Below are 25,503 nucleotides of genomic sequence, written 5' to 3'. Positions count from 1 at the left end.
CCGCGGCGGCGCTCAGGCCGTGAACCGCGAAGCCGGCGTGTCGCGCCGCTTCGCCGCATCCCGCGACGGCGGTGTGCCGTAGAGCCGGCTGTACTCGCGGCTGAACTGCGACGGGCTTTCGTACCCGACCGCGTGGCCGGCGCGCGCGACTTCGAGGCCTTCGGCGATCAGCAGCCGGCGCGCTTCCTGCAGCCGCAACTGCTTCTGGTACTGCAGCGGGCTCATGGCCGTCAGCGCGCGGAAGTGGTGGTGCAGCGAGGACGCGCTCATGTGCGCCTCCTTCGCCAGCGATTCGATGCGCAGCGGCTGCGCGTAGTGCGCCTTCAGCCAGCGGATCGCGCGGTGCACGCGCTGCGTCTGGCTGTCGGCGCGCGCGACCTGCGCCAGGCGCTCGCCCTGCTCGCTGCGCAGCACGCGGTAGACCAGCTCGCGCATCGCCATCGGCGCCAGCGCCGCATGGTCCTCCGGGTGATCGAGCAGTTGCATCAGACGCGCGGCGGCATCGAGCATCTCGGACGTCACCGCGCTGAGGAAGAGGCCGCGGCCCGGGTCGTCGCCGGCGGCGGTGCTGGTGCCGATGCCGTTCGCCGGCCCGGCAGGCGCCCGCGGCGGACCGCTGCGCGCGACCAGCTCCGCGACTTCCTCCGGATCGAAATCCAGGCGCAGGCAGAGGTAGGGGCGCTCCGGCGTCGCCTCGATCACGCGGCCGCTGACCGGCAGGTCGGTCGTGAACACCATGAAGCGCGCGGCGTCGTAGACGTAGCGCTCCTCGCCGAGCAGCACCTCCTTCGCCCCTTGCGAGATCAGGCACATCGAGGCCGGCTGCACGGCATGCGCGAGTTCGCCGCCGGGCGCGTCGAGCCGCAGGATCCAGAGCCGCGGCAGGGCCGTCGGCCAGACGCCTTCACGCGGCGCGTGGCGCGACAGCAGCGCGCTCAGCGCGTCGGTGTCGGGCTTCGGGGCGTTGTTCGGGGCGCTCGTGGGGACGCTCATGGGAGGGCCCTCATCCCGCGCGCAGCAACTGCTCGATGTCCGCGCGCGGTGGCGTGCCGAAGAGGCGGCGGTACTCGCGGCTGAACTGCGAGGCGCTCTCGTAGCCGACCTGATGCGCCGCCGCCGCCGCGTCCAGTCCCTCGCCGAGCATCAGCCGGCGCGCATGCTGCAGTCGCAGCTGCTTCTGGTACTGCATCGGCGACATGCTCGTCAGCTGCTTGAAGCGCTGATGCAGCGTGGACGCGCTCATGTGCGCGACCGCGGCCAGCTCGTCGATGCTGATGGCCTCGCTGAAGCGGCGGTTCAGCTCGTCGATGGCGCGCGACAGCCGGCGCGTCGCGCTGTCCTGCTGCGCCAGCGCGCGCAGCCGCGGTCCGAGTGGCCCCGTCAGCACGCGGTAGAAGATCTCCCGCTGCAGCAGCGGCGCCATCACGCGCTGGTCCGACGGGTTGTCCAGCAGCTGCATCAGCCGCAGCGCGGCGCTCAGCAGCGACTCCGACACCGGCGCCACGTTCAGCCCCGACTGCGCCGACGGCGACGCGTCGGTGCTGGCCGGGCCGACCTCCAGCATCAGCTCCGCCAGCGTCGCGGTCGAACAGTCGATGCGCACGCACAGGTAGGGCTTGTCCGGCGTCGCCTCGATGACGCCGCCCTTGGGCAGCATCGGCATGGACACCAGCAGGAAGTGCAGCGGGTCGTAGTACAGCGTCTCGGTGCCGAGCTCCACCTTCTTGCGCCCCTGCAGCACGATGGCCAGGCCGGGCTCGTAGAAGGCCGGCGCGGTCTTGGGCATGCTGCAGCTGGCCTTGATCAGGTGCAGACAGGGGATGGCGGTCGGGCGTGAGCCCTCGGCGTCGATGTGCCGGAGCGTCAGATCCACCATCTGCGCGCGCAGGGCCTGCAGCGCGTCGGGGAAGCCGTCGGCGAGGGGAATCGGTGTGGGTGCGACCATGCATCGGATTGTGCAAGTCCGTCGCGCGCGCCGCCAGCGTCCGCGAGCGCGTCGGACCGGGTTCCGGAGGATCGGGCAAGGACGGGCGAGCATTGCGCTGGTTCCGGAGGGGGGCGGATTCCTAAGCTCTCGGACATCGCGGCGGCCGTCCGGTCGTCGCGCTTCCACCGCTTTCGAAGGAGTGCCGCCATGACCATCATGTCCAGGGAACCGCTCAACAACCTGCCCCAACTGCCGCGTCGCCGGCTCGGCGCCCACGGACCGGAGGTCTCCGCGCTCGGCCTGGGCTGCATGGGGATGTCCGATTTCTACGGCCCCGCCGACGAGGCCATGTCGATGGCCGTCCTGCACCGCGCGCTGGACCTGGGAATGAACTTCCTCGACACGTCCGACATCTACGGCAACGGCGCCAACGAGAAGCTGCTGTCCGGGCTGCTCGCCAACCGCCGCCGCGAGGTGGTGCTCGCCACCAAGTTCGGCATCGTCCGCAATGCGGACGGGCTCTCGGCCGGCGTCAACGGCCGGCCGCTGAACGTCCACGCGTCCTGCGACGGGAGCCTGCGCCGCCTCGGCGTCAACCACATCGACCTGTACTACCTGCACCGCGTCGACAAGACGGTGCCGATCGAGGAGACCGTCGGCGCCATGGCCGCGCTGGTGCGCGCCGGCAAGGTGCGTCACATCGGCTTGTCCGAGGCGTCTGCCGAGACCATCCGCCGTGCCCACCAGGTGCATCCGATCGCGGCGGTGCAGTCCGAGTACTCGCTGTGGACCCGCGACGTCGAGGCCGAGGTGCTGCCGACCTGCCGCGAGCTCGGCATCGCGCTGGTGCCGTACAGCCCGCTGGGGCGCGGCTTCCTGACCGGCGCGATCCGCAGCGCCGACCAGTTGGCGGCGAACGACTGGCGGCGCGTCAATCCGCGCTTCCAGGACGGCCACCTGGCGCAGAACCTCGCGCTGGCCGATGCGCTCGTCGCGCTGGCCCGCGACCACGGCCTGGCACCGGCGCAGCTGGCGCTGGCCTGGCTGCTGGACCGCGGTCCGGACGTCGTGCCGATTCCCGGCACCCGCTCGATCGCGCGGCTGGAGGAGAACGCGATGGCCGCGCGCGTGCGGCTCAACGACGTGCTGCGCGAGGACCTGAGGGATCTGCTCGACGAGTTCCCGGTGGCCGGGGCGCGATACCCCGAGGTGTCGATGGCGCTTGTGAACGCCTGATCGGCGTCATTCCTCGAGGCCGAGGAACATCGCCATCCCGTAGTACGCCTCGTCGAGCGCGGCGCGGAAGGCCGCGTCGCGCGGCCGCTTGTCGATGAAGCCGGGGTCCGGGACCAGCGTCCCGGCCTCGACCTTCAGGTTGGCCCAGCCGATCATCCGGTCGCCCCAGAGCATCGGCAGCGCGTAGTGGCCCATCGTGCGTTTGGCCGGCGGCGTGTAGGCCTCGAAGCGGTAGGCCCAGCCCCACAGCCGCTCGAAGCGGCGGCGGTCCCACACCAGCGGATCGAACGGGGCGAGGAAGCGCAGCCGCTCCGGCTCGATCCTGTGGCTCCTGGCCGCGGGGTTCTCGTCGGCCGGCCAGTACCAGAACTCGCCGTCGACCTTCGCATGGCCCCAGCGGGTCTTCGCTTCCTTCAGCACGTTGCGCGCCTCGACGCGCAGGTGCGGCGCGCCATAGCCCAGCAGCGAGGTCAGGTAGCCGAGGCTGGCCGACGGCAGCGGCGCATACAGCGCCACGATCATGTCGAGCAGCGCGCCCGCCCGGGCGTGGCGGGCCTCGGGGCTGTCGTCCTGGATCAGGTGCTCGATCGCCTCGTACACCCGCGTGCCGGAATCGCGCCGCGCCACGCGCAGCAGGCCGCGGTAGTGCATGCCGTCGAGCAGCTGCGTGCTCGCGTTGAGCTCGTCGCCCCAGTAGCCTTCGACACGGCCGTGGCTGAAGGCCTGCTGCACGTGTTGTGGATGGGTGCGGCCGCGTGCGCGGATGAACTCGAGCACCTCGGCGGCCCGACTGTTCATCTCCTCGTCCCACGGGCGCTTCGCGACGCGCGGGTGCAGCAGCGCCAGCGTCTCGCGCGGCAGGAAGCCGTAGTTGACGAGGGCGTCCTCCTCGACCGCGAGCTTGGTGTATCGCGCTTCGAGCTGGCCGGCGCGGTAGTCCTTCACCCGATGCATCAGGATCAGGTCCTGCGCCCGCGCCGGCGCGCGGATCGGGTCGGCCTGCACGAAGCCCAGACGCTGGATCGCGCGCAGCAGCGTCGTCGGCTTGAAGAAGGTGCGGGCGATGGCGTGACGCCGCAGCGCGTCATGGTCGATCACGGGCATTCGGAAGCAGTGGTCGTCGAAAGCCTTGACGGTACTCCGGCGTCGCACCGGATGTGTCAGCAGAGTCGGTTGAGGCTGGTTGACTGCCGAGGCCGCTGGCCCTCACCCCCGCCCTCTCCCGCAAGCGGGAGAGGGAGCAAGAACCTCACAGCGGCGCGAAGCCGCTCGGCGCCTGCTCGACGGTGTCCATCTGCATCTCGAAGCTGAAGAAGCGGTTGCGGCCCCGCGACTTCGCGGTGTAGAGCGCGTCGTCGGAGCGCCGCAGCAGGCCTTCGACGGTCGTGTCCGCATCCGGCACGCAGGTGGTGATGCCGCCGGACAGCGTGACGTGCGGCTCCACCGAATCCGGATGACGCATGTTGCAGTTGCGCAGCGTGCGCATCACCGCCCGCGCGAAGGTCATCGCGCCGGAGCGCGGGGTGCCCGGCAGGATGAGTGCGAACTCCTCGCCGCCGTAGCGGGCCGCGCAGTCGCGCGGGCGCCGGCAGGTCTCCTGCAGCAGCAGCGCGACGCGCTGCAGGCAGGCGTCGCCGGCCAGATGGCCGAAGTTGTCGTTGTAGCGCTTGAAATGGTCGATGTCGCACAGCACCAGGGTCAGCGGCGTCTGGTCACGCCGCGCGCAGGCGATCTCCTGGGCGAGTCGGGCGTCGAAGGCGCGCCGGTTCAGCAGGCGCGTCAGCGGATCCTCGCCGGAGAGTTTCTCCAGCCGTGCGTTGCTGTGGCGCAGGTCGTCGGAGACCTCCTGCAGCCGCGTCTGCATGCGCCGCAGGCGTTGCATCGCGCGCAGCTTGGCCTGCAGCACGGTGTTGGAGACGGGCTTGACCAGGTAGTCGTCTCCGCCGGACTCGATGCCTTGCCAGAGGTCCTGGTCGCGGTCGCGGCTGGAGAGGAAGATGATCGGCGTCCAGCCGCCGTTCTCGTGCGCCCGCATCTGGCTGGCGACCCAGTAGCCGTCGTGGTCGGGCATCTCGACGTCGAGCAGCACCAGGTCGGGATGCTCGCCGTCGAAGCAGGCCAGGGCGCTGTCGCCGCCGTCCGCCTCCAGCGTGGAGTGCCCGATCGCCCGCAACTGGCTGCACAGGAACCCGCGCGTGCTCGCCTGATCATCCACGACCAGGATGCGCAGCGGAGGGAGCGAGGCAGGCGGCAGCGAGGCGGAAGCGTCCATGGCCGGGCATCGTCGACAGGCGGCAACAAGATGTGCCGGAGCCGATTATGCGGGGCCGGTCCCCTCGAAGGCAGTTCGGGTATGCCTCAAGTCGGGGACGAGCGCGGCGCGGCGGGGGGCGCGGGGGTGACCGCGCGGCGCTGCTCCGCCGTGTCCATCTGCATCTCGTAGCTGAAGAAGCGGTTCCGGCCGGTGGACTTGGCGTTGTAGAGCGCGTCGTCGGCCCGGATGATCAGGCCTTCGGCGCTGGTGCTCTCGTCGGGCAGGCAGGTCGTGATCCCGCCCGAGAGCGTGATCGTGGCGCCGGTCGGCGAGTCCGGATGCGGGATCGCGGCCAGTTCGACCGTGCGCATCAGCGCGCGGGCGTACGTCATCGCGCCGGAGCGCGGCGTGTTGGGCAGCACCAGCGCGAACTCCTCGCCGCCGTAGCGCCCGGCGCAGTCGCTCGGGCGGCGGCAGGTTTCCTTCAGCAGCCGGCCGATGCGGCGCAGGCAGTCGTCGCCGGCGACGTGCCCGGCCGCGTCGTTGTAGCGCTTGAAGTGGTCGACGTCGCACAGCATCAGCGTCAGCGGCTTGCCGTCGCGGCGGGCGAGGTCCAGTTCCTGCTGCAGCCGCGCGTCCAGCGCGCGCCGGTTCATCAGGCCGGTCAGCGCGTCCACGCTGGAGAGTTCTTCCAGCTGCGCATTGGCGGCGCGCAGTTCCTCGGACATCGTCACCAGCCGCGCGCGCATCTGCGCCAGGCGCTGCATCGCGCGCAGCTTGGCGTGCAGGATCATCGCGGAGGCCGGCTTGACGAGGTAGTCGTCGCCGCCGGACTCGATGCCCTTCCAGACGTCCTCGTCCTGGTTGAACTGGGACAGGAAGATGATGGGCGTCCAGCCGCCGGGCTCGGCGGCGCGCATCTCGCGGCAGGTCCAGTAGCCGTCGTGGCCCGGCATCTCCACGTCCAGCAGCACCAGGTCGGGCCGGTAGCGGCGGAACAGCTCCAGCGCCCACTCGGCGCTGTCGGCTTCCAGCACGCGGTGGCCGGCGCGATCCAGTTCCGCGGTCAGCGCCACGCGCGTGGCACTTTGATCGTCGACGATCAGGATGGTCAGCGGGGACGGCGAGGTCGGCATGGCGTGCATGCGGTCATTCTGCCGCGATGCTTGCCTTCATGAAACGACAAGGGCCGCGCGAGGCGGCCCTGAGTCGGGGGATCAAGTTTCCGCGTGTGCGGCAAATGACCGGTTCGGGGTGAGGGGAATTACAGACCCGCTGCCGCGCGCAGCGCCTTCGCCTTGTCCGTGCGTTCCCAGGTGAACTCCGGCTCTTCACGACCAAAGTGGCCGTAGGCCGCGGTCTTGCCGTAGATCGGACGCAGCAGGTCCAGCATCTGGATGATGCCCTTGGGGCGCAGGTCGAAGTGCTCGTTGACCAGGGCGGCGATCTGCTCGTCGGGCAGGACGCCGGTGCCTTCGGTGTAGACCGTGACGTTCATCGGACGCGCGACGCCGATCGCGTACGCGACCTGGATCTGGCACTGCTTGGCCAGGCCGGCGGCGACGATGTTCTTCGCCACGTAGCGGGCGGCGTAGGCGGCGGAGCGGTCCACCTTGGTCGGGTCCTTGCCCGAGAAGGCGCCGCCGCCGTGCGGGCAGGCGCCGCCGTAGGTGTCGACGATGATCTTGCGGCCGGTCAGGCCGCAGTCGCCCTGCGGGCCGCCGATGACGAAACGGCCGGTCGGGTTGACCAGGTACTTCGTGTCCTGCAGCCATTCCTTGGGCAGCACCGGCTTGATGATCTCCTCGATGACGGCCTCGTAGAACTCGGGCTTCATCTTGTCGCCCAGCGACATCTCGGGCGCGTGCTGCGTCGACAGCACGACGGTGTCGATGCTGTGCGGCTTGCCGTCGACGTAGCGCATGGTGACCTGGCTCTTCGCGTCCGGACGCAGGAAGGGCAGGCGGCCGTCCTTGCGCAGCTGCGCCTGGCGTTCCACCAGGCGGTGCGCGTAGTAGATCGGCGCGGGCATCAGCTCCGGCGTTTCATCGCAGGCATAACCGAACATCAGGCCCTGGTCGCCGGCGCCGGTGTTGAGGTGGTCGTCGGAGGCCTGGTCGACGCCCTGGGCGATGTCGTTGCTCTGCTTGTCGTAGGCGACGAGCACGGCGCAGCCCTTGTAGTCGATGCCGTACTCGGTGTTGTCGTAGCCGATGCGCTTGATCGTGTCGCGGGCGACCTGGATGTAGTCGACGTGGGCGTTCGTCGTGATCTCGCCGGCCAGCACGACCAGGCCGGTGTTGCAGAGGGTCTCGGCGGCGACGCGCGAGCGCGGGTCCTGCGCCAGGATCGCGTCGAGGATCGCGTCGGAGATCTGGTCCGCCACCTTGTCGGGGTGGCCTTCAGACACGGATTCCGAGGTGAAGAGGAAATCGCTCGCCAATTTAAACTCCTGTGATTCAGTCTTCGGGCAATGCCTTCTGGCGTTGCCGAGACGGGAGTCAGGCGGCGAACGCTTTAGCGGGATTTATGAGTCGCCCCGCAAGTTGTCCAGATTAACTCGGCGACTGGGGTGGGATTATAGGAAAGAGAAAAGGCCCGGCAGGGCCCACGGATGGGTGGATGGGAAAACTCGGTACATACGCGCTGATCGCGCTCCTGTGGCTGCTGCACTGGCTGCCGCTGCGCTGGTTGGCGGCCCTCGGGTGGGGGCTGGGCGGCCTGCTGCATCGCGTGGCCGGCTCGCGTCGGCGCGTCGCGTTGCGCAACGTCGAACTGTGTTTCCCCGAGAAGCCCCTGGCCGAACGCCAGGCGCTGGTGCGCGAGCACTTCGGCTGGCTGGGCCGCAGCCTGCTCGAGCGCGGGCTGCTCTGGTTCGCGTCGGACCGGCGGCTGCTGAGGCTGATGCGCATCGAAGGCAACATCAAGCTCTCCGAACAGGTCGACCGCCCGGTGATGTGGCTCATGCCTCACTTCGTGGGCCTGGACTGGATCGGGCCGGCGCTGATGCTCAACCAGGCAAGACCCGGCGCCAGCATCTACCAGCGCCAGAGCAACGCGCTGTTCGACGAGGCGCTGCGCAAGGCGCGCTCGCGCTTCGGCACGACCAAGCTGGTCGACCGCCACGAGGGCGTGCGCAGCGTGCTGCGGGCGATCCGCGACGGGTATTCGTTCCTGAACCTGCCCGACATGGACTTCGGTCCGAAGGACTCGGCCTTCATCCCGTTCTTCGGCGTGCCGGCCAACACGCTGCTGGCGCCGGCCAAGATCGCGCAGACCATGAAGATGGTGGTGCAGCCGGTGATCGTCACGATGCTGCCCAAGGGCGAGGGCATCGTCATCCACGCCCATGAACCGCTGCAGGGATACCCGAGCGGCGACATGGAGGCCGACGCCAACCACTTCCACCGCTGGCTCGAGGACCGGATCCGCGAGCACCCGGCCCAGTATTTCTGGGTCCACAAGCGATTCAAGACGAGACCGCCCGGCGAGCCGTCGCTGTATTCCTGATAATCCGCTCCCATGAAACTGCGCTTCACCAAGATGCAGGGCGCCGGCAACGACTTTGTCGTGCTGGACGCCACGCGCCACCCGATGCCGCTGACCAGCGATCAGCTGCGGCGCGTCGGCGACCGCCGTTTCGGCGTGGGCTGCGACCAGATCCTGGTGATCGAGGCCTCGAAGAGCCCCGACGTCGATTTCGGCTACCGCATCTTCAATTCGGATGGCTCCGAGGTCGAACAGTGCGGCAACGGCGCGCGCTGCTTCGTGCGCTACGTGGTCGACAAGGGCCTGACCGACAAGCGGACCATCCGCGTGCAGACCATCAACGCGCTGCTCGAACTGCGGCTGCAGGACGACGGTCGCGTCACGGTCGACATGGGCGCGCCGGTCTTCGACCTGCCGCGTATCCCCTTCGATCCGAAGGAGTCGGCGCCGCGCCACGAGAACGGCTTCGAGCGCTGGCCGCTGGACCTGGGCGATGGCATCACCGCGGATGTCGCCGTGCTGTCCATGGGCAACCCGCACGCGGTGCAGCGGGTCGACGACGTCGACCAGGCGCCGGTGGGCATCGTCGGACCGCTGGTCGAGCACCATGAATCGTTCCCGCGCCGTGTCAACGCCGGGTTCCTGCAGATCGTCAGCCGCGGCGAAGTGAAGCTGCGCGTGTTCGAGCGCGGCGCCGGCGAGACGCTGGCCTGCGGCACCGGCGCGTGCGCGGCGGTGGTGGCGGGCATCCGGCTGGGCTGGCTGGACGCCGCGGTCGAGGTGCACACGCGCGGCGGCGACCTGCGCATCGAATGGGCCGGCATGACGCCGGGCGGCCCGGGGCTGTCCGCCCCGGTCTACATGACAGGGCCGGCACAGACGGTCTTTGAAGGAGAAATCGAACTGTGAGCGGCATCGAAGGCATCACCGAACAAGACATCGCCGACTACCTGGCGAATGACCCGGCGTTCTTCGAACGTCACGCCGAACTGCTGGCCAACGTCCGGATCTCGCATCCGCACGGCCAGCGCGCGGTCTCGCTGCAGGAGCGCCAGGCGGAGCTGCTGCGCGACAAGATCCGCGGCCTGGAGAACAAGATCATCGAGATGATCCGCAACGGGCAGGAGAACGTCGCGATCGCCGACCGGCTGCACCGCTGGACGCTGGGGCTGATGCTGACGCGCGACGACCGCCAGCTGCCGGAGGTGCTGCTGCGCGAGTTGCGCCATCAGTTCCTGATCCCGCAGGCGGGCCTGCGGTTGTGGAACGTCGACCCCGGCCATGCGCTCGCGCCGTTCGCGGCCGAGGTCAGCCCGGACGTGAAGGCCTTCGTGGGCAGCCTGAACCAGCCGTACTGCGGCATCAATTCCGGCTTCGAGGCGGCGCGCTGGCTCGAGGACGACGTGGCCTCGCTGGCGCTGGTGCCGCTGACCACGGGCGCGCCGGCGCAGCCCTTCGGGCTGCTGGTGCTGGGCTCGCCGGATCCGACGCGCTACACGGCCGAAATGGGCACCGAGTTCCTGACCCGCGTCGGCGAGATCGCCAGCGCCGCGCTCTCGCGTCTGCTGGACGCCGACCCGCACGCCGCTCCTCCGGTCGCTCCCCATGTCGCCGCTCAGCCTGACTGACGAGCAGCAGCGCTACCTGGAACACCTGCGCGTGCAGCGCCGCCTGGCGGAGCGCACGCTGACGCTCTACACGGACGCGCTGCAGCGGCTGAGCGGGCTCGCCTCGGCGGAGGACCTGAACCTGCTGCGCCTGTCGGCGCATCAGGCGCGGCGTTTCCTGGCGAAGCTGCACGGCGAGAAGCTCAAGCCGCGCACGCTGGCGCTGATCCTGTCCGCGTGGCGCGGCTGGTACCGCTGGCTGGGCCAGAACGGCCTGGTCGACGCGAACCCGATCGCCGACCTGCATGCGCCCAAGCAAGGCCGTCCGCTGCCGAAGGCGCTGGGCGTCGACGACGCGGTGCGGCTCGCCGAGCACCAGCAGGACGCGGCCGATCCGGTCGCCGAGGCGCTGGAGCGCTGCATCGTCGAGCTGCTCTACGGCAGCGGGCTGCGGGTCTCCGAGCTGGCGGGCCTGGACCAGCGCCATCAGGCCTCGTCGGCCGGCTGGATCGTGCTCGAGGATGCCGAGGCGCAGGTGCTCGGCAAAGGCGCCAAGCGCCGCGCCGCGCCGCTGGGCGGTCCCTCGATGACGGCGCTGCGGGCCTGGCTCGCGGTGCGCGGCCAATGGGCCGCGGCGGACGAACCGGCGCTGCTGGTCGGACCGCGCGGCGGCCGGCTCAGCGCCGACCAGATCCGCAAGCGCCTGAAGCAGCGCGCGCTGGCGGCGGGCATGCCCACGAACGTCCATCCGCACATGCTGCGCCACTCCTTCGCGTCGCACCTGCTGCAGAGCAGCGGCGACCTGCGCGCGGTCCAGGAACTGCTGGGCCACGCCAACATCAGCACCACGCAGATCTACACCCGGCTGGACTTCCAACACCTGGCCAAGGTCTACGACGCGGCGCACCCCCGCGCCCGCAAGAAATAACCGACTGTCCCCGATGCGCCGCACCGATTCGATCTCCTCGCGATTCCCCTCCCGCCCGTTGCTGCTGTGCTCCGCCCTGATGGCGGCGCAGCTGCATGCGAACGCCCAGTCGAGCGTTGCTTCGAACGCCGCGGCTGGCACTGCGCCGAGCACGGCGTCGACGTCGCCGGTCATCACGGCCACCGACAGCCGGCCCGCCGCGTTCGAGCTGAACTGGTCGCCGGTCAAGATGCCCACGGGGCAGAAGACGGCCTTCCTGGGCGCGCACTACATGGTGGCGGTCAACGAGGACTGGGGCCTCGGTCCGGCCGCATACGGCGCGGCCAAGGGCGAATTCGGCGGCCTGTTCACGGTCGGCTTCAACGTGCAGCGGCGCTTCCGCATCACGCCGGAGGTGCACCTGGCGGCCAGCCTGTACGCGGGCGCGGGCGGCGGTGTGAGTTCGGACAAGGTCCGCGCCGGCGGCGGCCTGATGCTGCGACCGGAGCTGTCGCTGCGCGGCGAGTTCGGCAACTGGTACGCCGGTGTCGGTGTCTCGCACATCACCTTCCCGAACGGCAACGGCAACATCAAGGACACCGGGGTCGCGTTCACGATCGGGCGGATGGACAAGTTCCTCAGCTTCAATCCGAGCGATTCGGGATCGCCGGGACGCGCGGGCGACCGCACGGGCATGGGCTTCGACGAGATCGCGCTGAGCGCGGGCGTCGAGAAGCCGCGCAGCGGCAGCCGCACGCGCGGCGGCGTGCCGCTGACGGGCCGCAAGGGCAAGGCCGGCGGCGACCTGCGGCAGTACTTCGGCGACGGGTCGTCGTGGTGGGGCCTGGAAGCGTCGGGCGCCGCGTCCGGCGGACACGACGGCTACATGGAGATCCTGGCGAACGCCGGTCAGGACTGGGGCATCGGCAGCGAGCGGCTGCGCATCGGCGGCCAGTTCTCCTTCGGTCTGGGCGGCGGCGGCGACATGGACACGGGCAGCGGCTGGCTGGTGCGGGTCGGACCGACGCTGCGCTGGATCACGCCGTGGGGGCCGACCTTGCGGCTGGACGCCGGCTACATGAAGGCGCCGTGGGGGAACTACGACTCCTTCCAGGTGCGCGGTTCGCTGGCGCTGCCGCTGGAGAAGGTGTCGCGCATCCTGGACTCGCCGCCGCTGGAGTCCGGCACCGTGCGCGCGCAGGCGCTGTACCTGAGCATGCCCTACTTCAAGGAATTCAAGTTCAAGGACGGCTCCAAGGACAACGTGACCGGCCTGGGCATCGGCATGACGCGCGACTTCGGCGGGCCGTGGTACGGCGTGGCGCATGCGGGCAGCGCGGCGCTGGGCAAGGCGGGCGCGTTCTCGTACGGCATGTTCGGCCTCGGCGCGCATTCGCCGAAGTGGAACGGCGTGCGCGTCGGCGCGGAAGCGCTGGTCGGCGCTGCGGGCGGCGGTGGTGTGGCAGTCGGCGGAGGCGCCGTGTCCCAGGGCGAGCTGTGGGCGCAATGGGAAGGCACCGGCCGCGACCGCCTGCGCGTGAAGGTCGGCGTCGGCCAGTGGAAGGCGCTCGGCGGCGAGAAGCAGAGCACTCCGATGGTCAGCCTGAACGTGGGCTGGGCGTTCGGGACGCTGGGGCCGGCGGCGAAGCGTTGAAGCAACACGGCGGCCGACCTTCAAGTCTGGCCTGAGCAGCTGGCCGCAGAATCATTGGTCCCGAGTTGTTGATCGATGAATCGTGGACACCTGCCATCGCACCACCCTCGCCCGACAATGGTGTGGCGCCATGCTGGCGCCATCGCTGTTCGATGACGCATCACATGGGCTTTTCCTTCTGACGCCAGAAACTGAGCTTTCGGGATTCGTCGAAGGGGAACTGCGCGAAGCGTTCTTGAAGTCGGGCTCGATGGTGATTCATCTGGCGCTTGGCGACGTCCCTTCCGGTCGGCTTTGGGATGCGATTGCCGCTTCCGCCAGGGGGCTGATGCAGGGACTGCACCACGACGATCCACCTGCTGTTGTCTCGCCCCACCGCGTCTCTCTTCTCGAGGAGCTTCAGCGATTGCACGCCGCCACGAAGGCTGCGGTCATCGTGATGCTGGAAGGCGTTGAGAGGACAGGGCATGAAGCTCATGTCGACGATTGGGCGGCGATGTTCGCTCTCAAATCCGCTCGCGATCAGATGAACCGACCCTGGCTGTGCCGCCTGGGTTTGGTCATGACGAGCGCGTCCGAACGTTCTCTCGCGGGGTTGCTGCGCTCAAACGCCGCTCCGTTCTACGGTTCGATCGTCCGCAGGCTTGAGACAGAGCCCATTTCCCAATCTGCCTGATTTGACACAGGGGCCTCTACGTCAGCTGGGCGACGACTGACCCCTCGCCATCGCGGACAATCCGCCCCATGAAATCCATCCGTCTCCGCGAGGGCAAGGAACGCTCGCTCCTCCGCCGCCATCCCTGGGTCTTCGAGGGCTCGATCGCGCGGGGCAAGGCCGACGCCGGCGAGACCGTGCGCGTCGAAGCCTTCGACGGCAGCTTCCTCTGCTGGGCCTCGTTCAGTCCGGAGTCGCTGATCCGCGTGCGCGCGTGGAGCTTCGACGAGCAGGAGCGCATCGACACGGCCTTCTTCGAGCGCCGCATCGCCGCGGCGCTGGCGCTGCGCGCGCGCATGCCGATAGCCTCCGACGCGGTGCGCCTGATCCACGGCGAGGCCGACGGCCTGCCGGGCCTGATCGTCGACCGCTACGGCGACACGCTGAGCGCGCAGTTCCTCTCCGCCGGCACCGAGCGCTGGAAGCAGACCATCGCGGACCTGCTGCTCGCGCAGACCGGCCTGGCGCGGATCTACGAGCGCTCCGACGCGAACGTGCGCACGCTGGAAGGCATGGAGCCGGTCACCGGCTGGCTGCGAGGCGAGGGCGGCACCGAGCTCGTCATTTCCGAGAACAGCTGGAAGCTGAGCCTGGACGTGGCCGAGGGCCACAAGACCGGGTACTACCTCGACCAGCGCGACAACCGCAGGAAGTTCGCCGAGGTCGTGAAGCACTACGGTTGCCAGTCGGTGCTGAACTGCTTCAGCTACACCGGCGGCTTCTCGGTCGCCGCGCTCGCGGGCGGCGCGACGGAGGTCATCAGCGTCGACTCATCCGGCCCGGCGCTGGCGCGCGCCACGGCGCACGTCGCGCTCAACGGCTTCGATCCGGCGCACCACACGGCGCTGGATGCGGACGTCAACCATACGCTGCGCGACATGCTCAAGCAGGGCCGCAGCTTCGACGCGATCGTGCTGGACCCGCCGAAGTTCGCGCCGACCGCCGCGCACGCGGAGCGCGCCGCGCGGGCCTACAAGGACATCAACCGCCTGGGCCTGATGCTGCTGAAGCCGGGCGGCCTGCTGTTCACCTTCTCATGCTCGGGCGGCGTGGGGCCGGAGCTGTTCCACAAGATCGTGGCCGGTGCCGGCATCGACGCGGGCGCGGACGGTCTGATCCTCGACCGTGTCGGCGCGACGCCGGACCATCCGCAGACGATCTACTTCCCCGAGGGCGAGTACCTCAAGGGCCTGCTGATCCTCAAGCGCTGATCAGGGCCGCGCCGCCGGGAGGGCCAGGCGCGGCTCGAACTTCGCGCGCTTGACGCTGAAGAACGCCTTCACGTTCCGCACGTTGGCCTGCTGCGTGAACAGTCGCTGCACCAGCGCGTGATACGCCGGCATGTCCGGCACCTGCAGCACCAGCACGAAGTCCGGCCCCGGCGCGACGCGCCAGCACTGCTGCACCTCCGCCGCCGCGACGGCGATGGCTTCGAACGCATCGAGGTGCTCCGCGCCTTGCCGGTCGAGCGTGATCTCGACCAGCGCCGACAGCCCCGCGCCGAGCTTCTCCGGCGACAGGATGGCGACCTGTTTCTCGATGACGCCGGTCTCGACGAGCCGGCGAACCCGACGCAGGCAGGTGGCGGGCGACACATGGGCACGCTCGGCCAGGGCCTGGTTGGACAGCGAGGCGTCCTGCTGGAGCAGGTCCAGTACCCGCAAATCGATGGCGTCCAGGGTGATGGAAGATTCCATGGAAGCGATGCAGATGGAATATTCCATCACTATCAGTCATTGGTGACTAATTCTTTCATGAATGATCAAACGTTGAAAGCATCCACCTCGACAAGCTGCCTAGCATTCCGCCATTCGCAAATTCATCCGGACATCCGGGGAGACACATCATGTGCGGCATCGTCGGCGCGGTCAGCCAGAAAGACATCGTTCCCATCCTGATCGAGGGCCTGAAGCGCCTCGAATACCGCGGGTACGACTCCTGCGGGGTGGCGGTCCACCAGGACGGCCAACTGCGCCGGGCGCGCAGCACCTCGCGCGTGGCGGAATTGCAGGCGCTGGCGGCGCAGGACGGTGTGGCGGCGGGGACAGGTATTGCCCACACGCGCTGGGCGACGCACGGCGCGCCGGCGGTGCACAACGCGCATCCGCACTTCTCGCACGGCCCGGGCGCCGACGCGCACCAGCAGCCGGGCCGCGTGGCGCTGGTCCACAACGGCATCATCGAGAACCACGATGAACTGCGCGCCGAGCTGAAGTCGCGCGGCTACGTCTTCCACAGCCAGACCGACACCGAGGTCATCGCCCACCTGGTCGATTTCCACTACCACGGCGACCTGCTGGAGGCGGTGCAGACGGCGGTGGCGCAGCTGCGCGGCGCCTACGGCATCGCGGTCTTCCACAAGGACGAGCCGCACCGCGTGATCGGTGCGCGCGAGGGCTCGCCGATGGTGCTGGGCGTCGGCAAGGACGAGTACGCGGGCGCGAACTTCGTCGCCTCGGACGCGATGGCGTTGGCGGGCGTGACCGACCAGATCGTGTACCTGGAGGAGGGCGACGTCGTCGACCTGCAACTGGGCCGCTACTGGATCAGCAACAAGGATGCGACGACGGGACGTTTCGTCAACGTCGAGCGCGAAGTGAAGACCGTGCACGCCCACAGCGGCGCGGCCGAGTTGGGCCCGTACCGTCACTACATGCAGAAGGAGATCTTCGAGCAGCCGGTGGCGATCGCCAACACGCTGGACGCGGTGCAGGGCATCAGCCCGGAGCTGTTCGGCGACGGCGCGTTCCGCGTGTTCAAGGAAGTCGACTCGGTGCTGATCCTGGCGTGCGGGACCAGCTACTACGCGGGCTCGACGGCGAAGTACTGGCTGGAGAGCATCGCCAAGATCCCGACCAGCGTGGAGATCGCGAGCGAGTACCGTTACCGCGACAGCGTGCCGAACCCGCGCACGCTGGTGGTGACCATCAGCCAGAGCGGCGAGACGGCGGACACGCTGGCGGCGCTGAAGCATGCGCGGTCGCTGGGGATGCTGCACACGCTGACGGTGTGCAACGTGTCGACGAGCGCGATGGTGCGGGAATGTGCGCTGGCCTACATCACGCGGGCGGGCGCGGAGATCGGCGTGGCCTCGACGAAGGCGTTCACGACGCAGCTGGTGGGCTTGTTCCTGCTGACGCTGGCGCTGGCGCAGACGCGCGGCCACCTGAGCGAAGAACAGGAACAGGAGCACCTGAAGGCGCTGCGTCACCTGCCGGTGGCGGTGCAGGCGGTGCTGGCGCTGGAGCCGCAGGTGATCGCGTGGAGCGAGGAGTTCGCGCGCAAGGAGAACGCGTTGTTCCTCGGCCGCGGGCTGCATTACCCGATCGCATTGGAAGGCGCGCTGAAGCTCAAGGAGATCAGCTACATCCACGCCGAGGCGTATCCGGCGGGTGAGCTGAAGCACGGCCCGCTGGCGCTGGTGACGGCGCAGATGCCGGTCGTGACGGTGGCGCCGAACGACACGCTGCTCGAGAAGCTCAAGAGCAACATGCAGGAAGTGCGCGCGCGCGGCGGCGAGCTGTTCGTGTTCGCCGACGGCGATACGAAGATCGACAGCGAGCCGGGGCTGCATGTCATCCGCATGCCGGAGCACTACGGTGCGCTGAGCCCGATCCTGCACACGGTGCCGCTGCAGCTGCTGGCGTATCACACGGCCTGCGCACGCGGGACGGACGTGGACAAGCCGCGCAACCTCGCGAAGAGCGTGACGGTGGAGTGAGAGGGCAGGTGGCAGGCATCCAGCCTGCCACAACCAGCCTCCAGACCGATCTGGATGGAGGCTCAGATGGAACAAGCGGATCAAGCTGCCGACGATGATTCCGTGATTGCTGCGTTGCAGTCCATGCACCGCCAGATGGAGGCGATGACCGAAGCGCTTTACGCACTCCATCTGCAGGCGACCAATCTTCAGGCCCTGCTCTGCGCGGCGGTGGATACCCATCCTCAGCCCGTGCAGCTGCAACGGTGCTTCGAGGAGCAGATCGAGCACACGCTTCGACAGGTCCGGCCGCACCACCTGAAGGCACTCAACGAGCAGACCCAGGCATGGCTGGACCGGATCGGCAGGCGGGTCCGGCTCCTGGAATCGCGGGATCTCGACCCGCATGCCGCGCATTCAAAGGTGCCCTACATGCAGTAGGGCAACGGTGTGCGGTGGCTCCTTTCGCAGTCCTGAGGTGAACGCCGAACGACGTTCGGGGAGCGACCTGAGTGGCACAAACCTTGCCCGTGGAATACCGGAACCGGCGGCGGGCGCCGCCGGATTCGACAACCGGTTTGAGGCTTTAAAGGAGTCGCCATGAACCAGTACGGACAACGAGGAAGACAAGACCAACGCCCATCAAGTGCCTGGGACGAAGAGGACCGCGATCGCGGCAACTACGGAAGCCATCGATCGGACCCGTCGCGCGATCGGAACGAGCCGGCCTATCAGGGCAGCAGCTTCCAGGCCGACCGCGATGAACCGCATGGCAGCGGCTACGGCGGATACGGCGGTGGCCGGGAGTACCGTGATGATTACCGCCGGGATTACCGTAGCCATGGCGATCTGCAGAGCCAGGGCGGTTATCGAGGTGGCTATCAGAATGAAGGCTGGGGTGCCGATCGTGGTCGCTCGATGAGCGGCAACTACGGCGGCGGCAGCTTCGGCGGACAGGACAGCTACAGCGGGTCCGGCAACTACGGCAGCCCGAGCTACGGCACCTCCAGCGGCTATGGTCAGGGCGGCTCCGGCCGCTATCGCGACCAGGGACCGCGCCATGAAGGCTGGCGTGAGGACAGCGGGCGACGCGACTACGGGCGCATGGCCGGCTCCGGCGCGGACAGCTACGCCAACACGCTGGGTGAGCACTACGGCGGCACCCCCCAAGAGCGCGACTACCGGGGAAGCCATCGGGGCGGATCCGGTCAGGCCGAATGGCAGTCGCAAGGACGGCAACAGCACTACGACCCCGACTACGAACAGTGGCGCCACGAGCAGATGCGCACGCTGGACAACGACTATCACGGCTGGCGTCAGGAGCGATACCAGAAGTTCAGCGAGGACTTCAACAAGTGGCGCTCGGAGCGGTCGACGCGACAGGGCGCCGGAGGAAGCGGTGCGGGATCGAGCGGCGGCATCTCGCAGCAGGCCGGGCAGGACAACCTGGATGCGACCCGCTACGGCCAGGGCGGCAACACGCTCGGCAGTGGAACCGGCACCCATGGCGATCGCGGCTTGACGGCGGCGGGCAGCGGAAGCTTGTCCAGTACGTCCTTGCCTGGCGCCACGAGCAGCTCCTCGGACGCGTCGTCCAGCAAGACGAAGTAGCGACGGCGTCCGGCTGCCCGTCCAGCGGGCGGCGCGCATCGTTCTCCAAGGCCCGCGGTCATCCGCTTCCACCCCGCGTTCATCGGGAAGGTGCTGAAGCGGAGGCCTGCGGGCTCTCTGAAGGCCAGGAGCGTGTGGAAATTTGGCGCTCGCGAGCGGGTCGCGGTGGCCTAGGGCAGTGATCCGAAGTCGTCGGCGTGTCGTAAGACTCCTGCCCACCTCGCTGAGCCGGCAAAGGAAGATTGCCCGGCTTTGCTCATCTGACGGATGCACGCCACGGCCATGCCAAGCGCAGACCTCTCCGGAAGAATCGTCTACATCGAGGACGACCCCATCAACGGGTTGCTGATGCAGCACTGGGCTGCACAGTACCCGGACCTGAGGCTGGAAGTCGCGATGACTGGCGCCACGGGGCTCGCTTCCTGTGAACTCGAGCCCCCGGATGCGGTACTCCTGGACAGGCACCTGCCGGACCTGGACGGGTTGGACGTGTTGCGAAGGTTCCGTGCCGTCGCGTCGTTCGCGGACATCCCGGTCATCGTGCTCTCGGCGAGCAATGAGCCCGTGGACGTCGAAGCCTCGCTGCGTGGTGGCGCTTCAGCGTATTGGTCCAAGCCGTTCGACTTCAAGCAACTGGAGCGCGGCCTGATCGACCTGATGGCCAAGGCGAGAAAGAACGGCGACACCTGAGATCGAGCGCCACACCGGGATGTCCGCTTTGGGCGCCGCTTCTCGTACAGGTGGAGAGAGGGTCAACCGACGGAGCCGTCCACCATGTTCCCACGCTCGTATCGCCTTGGTTGTGCGTCGGTGCGCGAGGCTGCCCCGGCAGGCCCCTTGCTCGTGGCGCTGCGGCCGCCACGCGCTGGACGCGATGCCGATCCGCCCCAGGTGAAAGTGCGGGCACCGACGTCGACGAGTCTCGGCAGCTGGCGACGAGCCGCCGGATGGCTGGCCCTGGCATCGACAGGTCTCGCAACGCAGGCGCGAGCGGACGTCATCGGCGATTGGCATGACCGCGCCGTCGCTGCGGTGTACGCGGCCCGTCAGTCGCCGGTGGCGCAAGGGCGCACCGTCACCATGGTCGACCTGGCCATGTTCGAGGCCTTGAACGCCATCACGCCGCGCTACAGGCCCTACCTGACCCCGTTGCCCGCGTCGCCTCAGGCGTCGACGCAGGTGGCGGTGGCCAAGGCGGCACACGATGTCCTGGCCAGCCTGTGCCCGACCCAGGCTGCGGCGCTCGGGCAAGCCCTGCAGGCCGCGCTCGCCACCGAACGCGACGACGACGCACGGCGCGACGGCGACGCGCTGGGTGCCCGGGCGGCGGCTGCTCTGCTGGCGGACCGCCGCAACGACGGCAGCGACCGGCCGGACGACTACCGTCCTGCCACGACGCCCGGCACCTACGTCCCGACCCCACTGCCTGCCGCGTCCCAGTGGGGGCTCGTGAGACCTTTTGCGCTGGCCGGGGGCGCCCAGTTCCGTCCGGGCGCGCCCTATGCGCTGACCAGCGAAGACTGGGCGCGCGACTACAACGAGGTGCGTCGCCTTGGCGCGAAGAGGAACTCCGAGCGCAACGCCGAGCAGAGCCAGATCGCCAGCTTCTGGGAGATCGTCGGGCCGGCCACTTACAGCCCGCTCGCTCAGCAGGTGGCTGCCGGCAGGCACCTCGACCTGCTCAGCCACGCGCGCCTGCTCGCGCTGGTGTCGATGGCCACCTCGGACACGGCGGTCGCGGTCTTCGATGCCAAGTACGCCTACGGGTTCTGGCGTCCGGTCACGGCCATCCGCAACGGCGACCGGGACGGCAACGACGCGACGACGCGAGATCCGGCGTGGGAGCCGTTCCTGCCGACGCCGATTCACCCGGAATACCCGTGCGCCCATTGCGCCATCCAGGGCAGCGCGGCGAGGGCGCTGGAACTGCTCGTGGGCAACGACATCGCGACCGTGACGTTGACGAGCGAGACGGCACCCGGCGCGGTGCGCCGCTACAGCCGGTTGACGGACTACGTGGAGGAGGTCGTCAACGCGCGCATCTACGGCGGCATGCACTACCGCCGCTCGGGCGAGGTGGGCGTCGAGTTGGGAAGGCGTGTGGCCGAAGAGGTGATGAAGCGTCAGCTGCTGCCCCTCTGAGACGAAGACGACCCCAGCTCCGCTTCGAGCGGACCTCGTCACCGCCCTCGATCAAAGCCCAGCTCCGCTGGGCTTTCTGCTTTTCTGGCCGCGCAAGCTCATGAGCGAATCGTGCTGTCGCCAGCAGGAACGATCAGTGACTGTGGGGGACCGAGCCGGCAACATTTCCCTCGTTCAACGCCCGCGGTTTGCGCGGGCGTTCCTACACATCCAACGAGAGGGAAAAACAGTGAAGCTGAAGCGACTGATCGCAGGCCTGGTGATGATCGGCCTGATCCATGTCCACGCCCATGCACAGGTTCCGCAGGAGGCGACAGGCGCGGACCTGATCGTGCACAACGCGAAGATCTTCACTGGCAATGCCGCGCAACCCGAGGCCTCGGCCCTGGCCGTCAAGGGCGGTCGCATCTACGCGGTCGGCACGGAAGCCGAGGTGCTGGCCTTGAAGGGCGCCAGCACGCGACTCATCGACTCCCGCGGCCGGCGGCTCATCCCGGGCCTCATCGACGCGCACACCCACGTGCTCAACGAAGGCGGCTACAACTACACCTTGCGGTGGGACGGCGTGCCGACACTGCGTCGCGCCCTCGCGATGCTGAGCGAGCAGGCCAAGCGGACCCCGGAAGGCCAGTGGGTGAAGGTGGTCGGCGGCTGGTCGCCCTACCAGTTCGAGGAGAAGCGCTTCCCCACCATCGAGGAGATCCGCAAGGCCGTCCCCAACCGCCCGCTCATCGTCCAGTACGCCTACAACCGCGCCTTCCTGAACCAGCAGGCGATGGAAGCCTTCGGCGTGGGCACGGACAAGTTCCCCAAGCTGCCGGACACCGTGCTGGAGAAGGACGCGCAGGGCCGCTACACCGGCGTGATCCAGGGCAACACCTTCATGTTCATCGCCCTCGAGACCATGGTCCCCCAGTTGAGCTTCGATGAGGAGGTCAGCTCGCTGGTCCAGACGGTCCACAGCCTCAACCGCGTCGGGGTCACGTCCATCGTCGATGCGGGCACGGGATTCCGCGGCTATCCCAAGGCGCAGCGCACCGTGGACGTCCTCGCCCGCGACAACCGCCTCAACATCCGCATGCCCTTCGTGGACATCCAGTTCGCCGACAACGTGGTGGACGCGCAGATCACGGCGATCACGAAGACGGCGCCCATCAGTCCCGGCCAGAACCTGCACCCGCGGCTCGCGCACGGTCACACCTATCGCGGCGCGGGCGAGCTGCTGTCGGCGGAGGTCCACGACCACGAGAACTTCGACCGCCCCGCGATCGTCATCCCGCCGGAAAAGTGGCGCGAACTGGTGGAGCGGGACATCGCCAAGCTGATCCAGCGGCGCATCCCTTTCCGTGAGCACATCAGCTACGACGAGAACATCACGCCCTTCCTCGATGCGCTCGAGAAGTTGAACGAGAAGACGCCGATCGACGGCCTGCGGTGGAGCCTCGAACACGCCGAGACCATCAGTCCCGCCAACATCGCCCGCGTGAAGGCGCTGGGCGGCGGCATCGCCCTGGACACCAAGATGGCGCTGCACGGCGACGGCTTCATCAAGACCCACGGGCGCGACAAGGCGCTGATGACCCCGCGCCTGCGTCAGCTCGTCGACAGCGGCATCCCCCTGGCCATGACCACCGACGCTTTTCGAGCGGCTTCGTTCAATCCGTGGGTCGGCATCAGTTGGATGGTGTCCGGGAAGTCGGTCTCCGGCACCGAGGTCCTGGCGAAGGACAACCGTCTGACACGCGCCGAAGCGCTGGGGCTCTTCACGCGCAAGGCGGCGTGGTTCATGCACGCAGACGCCGAGGCTGGCGTGATCGCCCCCGGCTACCTCGCCGACTTCGTGCTGCTGGACAAGGACTACTTCAGCGTCGCGGAATCCCAGATCCCATCGATCAGCGCCGTCCTGACCATCATGGACGGGCGCGTGGTCTACGGCGCGCAGGACTACGGTGCGATGTCGCCGGCCCTGCCGGAGATCCTGCCCGCCTGGTCACCGATCAAGCAGTTCGGCGGCTACTACACCGCTCGATGAGGCCCCCCGGACTGGCTCATCCCCCACGGCGCTGGCCATCGACGGGCGGGGTGGTCGCGCGCGCGACGCGACTCGGCCTGCTCCTGCTGCCGCTGGTGGCGGTCGATGCCGCGCTCGCCCAGTTCCGGTCCTTGCGATACGACGACGATGTCCGCGCTCAGCGCCAGTCGTGCAACGAGCAGGCGGACAGCGGCGGCATCGCCTGCTGGAAGGATCGCCCGGTCGGAGACGACCTGCGCCTGAGCGTCGGCGGCGACCTGCGCTGGCGCTACGAGCATGCCGGCCATCCGCGCTACGGGCTGGATCGCCAGGACCGATGGGGCGTGTTGATGCAGCGCGCCTCGGTCTTCGCCGACCTGAGCGCTGGCGAGCACTGGCGCGGCTTCGCCCAACTGGCCAGCTCGGTCACCAACGGCCGCGCCGGCGGCCCGTCTCCGGTGGACGAGGACCGGCTGGATCCCACCAACCTGTTCGTCGAATGGCGATCGCCGGTCGGGGAGGGCAGCATCGGCCTGCGTGCCGGCATCCAGGAGCTGCAATTCGGAACGGGACGGGCCATCGATGCCCGCGAGGGTCCGAACGTGCGACGCAGCTTCGATGCCGTCCGCGGCTTCGTGACCCAGGGTGCCTGGCGAGTCGACGCCTTCACCGCGGCGCCGCGGCAGAACCGTGCCGGCAGCTTCGATGACGCCCGATCGAGGACGCAGACGCTGCGCGGCCTCTACGCGACCCGCACAAGCGCCGTCACCTCCTGGGACGTCTACCTGCTGCACTTTGAAGACGAGGCCGGCCGCTACGCCCAAGGCGTGGCGCACGAACGCCGCTGGTCGCTCGGGACCCGCGCGTTCGGCGGCCGTCAGGCCTGGGACTGGAACTGGGAATTCGCCGTGCAGGGCGGACGCTTCGGCGACGCCGACATCCGCGCCTGGTCGCTCGCCACGGACACCGGCTACACCTTCGAGGGTGTGGACGGTCAGCCGCGGGTGGCGATGCTCCTTGCCGTCGCCAGCGGCGACAAGGATCCCCACGACGACCGCCTCGGCACCCTCCATCCGTTCTATCCGCGCGGCAACTACTTCGGCGACGAGGCGACGCTCGGACCCCGCAACTTCTTCAACATCCATCCGGCGCTGAGCCTGAAGGTCGCGCCGCGGGTCCAACTGAACGCCAGCCTCGACTTCTTCTGGCGTCACAGCACCCGCGACGGCGTGTACGCGCCCAACGGGATGCTGTTCCGCGCCGCGGGGGACAGTCGTGCCCGCTATGTGGCGACCATCGCCTCACTGGGCGCCACCTGGGCGGCGGCCCCGGGCTGGTCCACCACGGCGGTCGTCGCCTGCGCGGAGCCCGGCGCGTTCCTGCGCGAGACCGGCGCCAGCGACGTGCTGAGCTTCGTCAGCCTCAGTGCGCAGTACCGGTTCTGAACCCGTGAGGGCCACTGCAACAGGCCACGCGCGCACTGAAGAAGAGACCCCGATGACCCCCTCTATCGACAACAACCCGGCCGTCCTGCGGCAGGCCAGGAGCGACCACGCGTTTGCGGATGTCGTCGTCGTGCATCGCCATCCGCTCATGCGGGCCGGCATCGCCGCGGCCCTCTCGCCGACCCTGCTGGCCTGCGACGCCGGCGGCGCCACCGTGCCCCTCTGGACGGGCCCGGTCCGTCCGCGCCTGCTCGTGGGCGATCACGACGACGCCCTGCAGGCGCGCCTGGACGTGCCAGGTCGCGACGGTCCCGAGGGCGTCACCGGTCCGCACTGGCTCATCGTCACCGCCACGGTGACGAGCCGGCGGGTCAGGCTGGCCTTGGCCGCCGGCGTGACCGGTTATGTCCACGCGTCGTGCACGCTGGAAGAGCTGCGGGACGCCGCCTGCACGGTCGTGGCGGGCCGGCGCTACCTGTGCCGCACGGCAGCGGCCGCAGTGGCGGAAGACTGGCCCGGCGATGCCTTGACGCCGCGCGAGCTCGACGTGCTCACCCTGCTGTGCGTCGGCCTGGACAACAAGTCCATCGGCTTGCGACTGGGCATCGCCCCGGGGACGATCAAGACGCATGTGAAGACGCTGCTGCACAAGCTGAACGTGCACAGCAGGACGCAGGCCGTCATCGAAGCCATGCGTCGCGACCTGCTCGACGAGTGGCCCTCCGATCACGCTTCGCCGCCCGCCGGCCCATTGGCGGGCGCCATGAGGTGTTCCGATTTCCGCGACACAGTGTGGCGCCCCAGA

Annotated in this window: 23 protein-coding genes; 16 read left to right on the top strand and 7 right to left on the bottom strand. The window is 68.9% G+C overall.

All coding sequences use genetic code 11. The features are described from left to right. Positions 1-12: 12 nt before the first annotated feature. Both VF536_RS05445 and VF536_RS05440 read right to left on the bottom strand, forming a co-directional pair. Positions 13-993 carry an AraC family transcriptional regulator gene (locus VF536_RS05445; protein WP_331613791.1) on the bottom strand — a complete coding sequence of 327 codons (981 nt, stop codon included), beginning with the start codon at positions 991-993 and terminating at the stop codon, positions 13-15. A 10-nt stretch (positions 994-1,003) separates the two neighbouring features. Next, on the bottom strand, positions 1,004-1,945 hold the full coding sequence (locus VF536_RS05440) for an AraC family transcriptional regulator (protein WP_331613790.1): 942 nt from the start codon (positions 1,943-1,945) through the stop codon (positions 1,004-1,006). A gap of 189 nt (positions 1,946-2,134) precedes the next feature. On the opposite strand from VF536_RS05440, the gene VF536_RS05435 reads away from it, so the two are divergent. Beyond that, complete coding sequence (locus VF536_RS05435) at positions 2,135-3,163, top strand: aldo/keto reductase (protein WP_331613789.1); 1,029 nt, start codon at positions 2,135-2,137, stop codon at positions 3,161-3,163. Positions 3,164-3,169: 6 nt separating this feature from the next. Here the strand turns inward: VF536_RS05435 and VF536_RS05430 are convergent, their stop codons facing one another. From VF536_RS05430 to metK, 4 genes are all read right to left on the bottom strand, one after another. Further along, positions 3,170-4,267 (bottom strand): DNA glycosylase AlkZ-like family protein, encoded by a 1,098-nt coding sequence (locus VF536_RS05430; RefSeq protein ID WP_331613788.1) that lies wholly within the window; start codon positions 4,265-4,267, stop codon positions 3,170-3,172. Positions 4,268-4,412: 145 nt separating this feature from the next. Beyond that, positions 4,413-5,435, bottom strand: a complete 1,023-nt coding sequence (locus VF536_RS05425) for a diguanylate cyclase (protein ID WP_331613787.1) — start codon at positions 5,433-5,435, stop codon at positions 4,413-4,415. Positions 5,436-5,521: 86 nt separating this feature from the next. Continuing rightward, positions 5,522-6,562: a GGDEF domain-containing response regulator gene (locus tag VF536_RS05420; protein WP_331613786.1), complete on the bottom strand. Its 1,041-nt coding sequence runs from the start codon at positions 6,560-6,562 to the stop codon at positions 5,522-5,524. A gap of 119 nt (positions 6,563-6,681) precedes the next feature. Next, a complete protein-coding gene (metK, locus tag VF536_RS05415; RefSeq protein WP_331613785.1) occupies positions 6,682-7,860 on the bottom strand; it encodes a methionine adenosyltransferase in 1,179 nt (392 codons plus the stop codon). Positions 7,861-8,039: 179 nt separating this feature from the next. On the opposite strand from metK, the gene VF536_RS05410 reads away from it, so the two are divergent. The 7 genes from VF536_RS05410 (at position 8,040) to VF536_RS05380 (ending at position 15,000) form a co-directional block, all read left to right on the top strand. Continuing rightward, the gene (locus tag VF536_RS05410) at positions 8,040-8,927 is read left to right on the top strand and encodes a lipid A biosynthesis acyltransferase (RefSeq protein WP_331613784.1); all 888 of its coding nucleotides are present in this window, start codon (positions 8,040-8,042) and stop codon (positions 8,925-8,927) included. 12 nt (positions 8,928-8,939) lie between these two features. Continuing rightward, entirely contained in the window at positions 8,940-9,815 is an 876-nt protein-coding gene (gene dapF / locus VF536_RS05405; protein ID WP_331613783.1) for a diaminopimelate epimerase, read from the top strand. Next, positions 9,812-10,534: a DUF484 family protein gene (locus VF536_RS05400; RefSeq protein ID WP_331613782.1), complete on the top strand. Its 723-nt coding sequence runs from the start codon at positions 9,812-9,814 to the stop codon at positions 10,532-10,534. Before dapF ends, VF536_RS05400 begins: the two co-directional genes overlap by 4 nt. After that, positions 10,512-11,441, top strand: a complete 930-nt coding sequence (locus tag VF536_RS05395) for a tyrosine recombinase XerC (protein ID WP_331613781.1) — start codon at positions 10,512-10,514, stop codon at positions 11,439-11,441. The genes VF536_RS05400 and VF536_RS05395 overlap by 23 nt, the downstream gene beginning before the upstream one ends. A 13-nt stretch (positions 11,442-11,454) precedes the next feature. Further along, on the top strand, positions 11,455-13,074 hold the full coding sequence (locus VF536_RS05390) for a hypothetical protein (RefSeq protein ID WP_331613780.1): 1,620 nt from the start codon (positions 11,455-11,457) through the stop codon (positions 13,072-13,074). Between the two features lie 130 nt (positions 13,075-13,204). Then, positions 13,205-13,750: a hypothetical protein gene (locus VF536_RS05385; RefSeq protein WP_331613779.1), complete on the top strand. Its 546-nt coding sequence runs from the start codon at positions 13,205-13,207 to the stop codon at positions 13,748-13,750. Positions 13,751-13,818: 68 nt separating this feature from the next. Continuing rightward, on the top strand, positions 13,819-15,000 hold the full coding sequence (locus tag VF536_RS05380) for a class I SAM-dependent rRNA methyltransferase (RefSeq protein WP_331613778.1): 1,182 nt from the start codon (positions 13,819-13,821) through the stop codon (positions 14,998-15,000). Here VF536_RS05380 and VF536_RS05375 read toward each other — a convergent pair whose 3' ends face one another. Next, positions 15,001-15,486 carry an Lrp/AsnC family transcriptional regulator gene (locus VF536_RS05375; RefSeq protein WP_331613777.1) on the bottom strand — a complete coding sequence of 162 codons (486 nt, stop codon included), beginning with the start codon at positions 15,484-15,486 and terminating at the stop codon, positions 15,001-15,003. Positions 15,487-15,635: 149 nt separating this feature from the next. Here VF536_RS05375 and glmS point away from each other — a divergent pair, with 149 nt between their 5' ends. From glmS to VF536_RS05335, 8 genes are all read left to right on the top strand, one after another. Beyond that, entirely contained in the window at positions 15,636-17,510 is a 1,875-nt protein-coding gene (gene glmS, locus VF536_RS05370; RefSeq protein ID WP_331613775.1) for a glutamine--fructose-6-phosphate transaminase (isomerizing), read from the top strand. 66 nt (positions 17,511-17,576) lie between these two features. After that, complete coding sequence (locus VF536_RS05365; protein ID WP_331613774.1) at positions 17,577-17,930, top strand: hypothetical protein; 354 nt, start codon at positions 17,577-17,579, stop codon at positions 17,928-17,930. A gap of 159 nt (positions 17,931-18,089) precedes the next feature. Next, entirely contained in the window at positions 18,090-19,100 is a 1,011-nt protein-coding gene (locus tag VF536_RS05360; RefSeq protein WP_331613773.1) for a hypothetical protein, read from the top strand. A gap of 267 nt (positions 19,101-19,367) precedes the next feature. Continuing rightward, positions 19,368-19,790, top strand: a complete 423-nt coding sequence (locus VF536_RS05355; protein ID WP_331613772.1) for a response regulator — start codon at positions 19,368-19,370, stop codon at positions 19,788-19,790. Positions 19,791-19,874: 84 nt separating this feature from the next. Next, a complete protein-coding gene (locus tag VF536_RS05350) occupies positions 19,875-21,242 on the top strand; it encodes a vanadium-dependent haloperoxidase (protein ID WP_331613771.1) in 1,368 nt (455 codons plus the stop codon). Between the two features lie 229 nt (positions 21,243-21,471). Continuing rightward, positions 21,472-23,274 carry an amidohydrolase gene (locus VF536_RS05345; protein WP_331613770.1) on the top strand — a complete coding sequence of 601 codons (1,803 nt, stop codon included), beginning with the start codon at positions 21,472-21,474 and terminating at the stop codon, positions 23,272-23,274. 50 nt (positions 23,275-23,324) lie between these two features. Beyond that, a complete protein-coding gene (locus VF536_RS05340) occupies positions 23,325-24,698 on the top strand; it encodes an alginate export family protein (RefSeq protein WP_331613769.1) in 1,374 nt (457 codons plus the stop codon). Positions 24,699-24,750: 52 nt separating this feature from the next. After that, a partial coding sequence (locus tag VF536_RS05335) for a response regulator transcription factor (protein WP_331613768.1) occupies positions 24,751-25,503 on the top strand: 753 nt, incomplete at its 3' end.

The sequence above is a fragment of the Roseateles sp. genome (genome assembly GCF_036486225.1).
GTDB lineage: Bacteria > Pseudomonadota > Gammaproteobacteria > Burkholderiales > Burkholderiaceae_C > Roseateles.
Note: the sequence above shows the minus strand (reverse complement) of the source record. Positions and strands in the feature narration are given on the sequence as shown.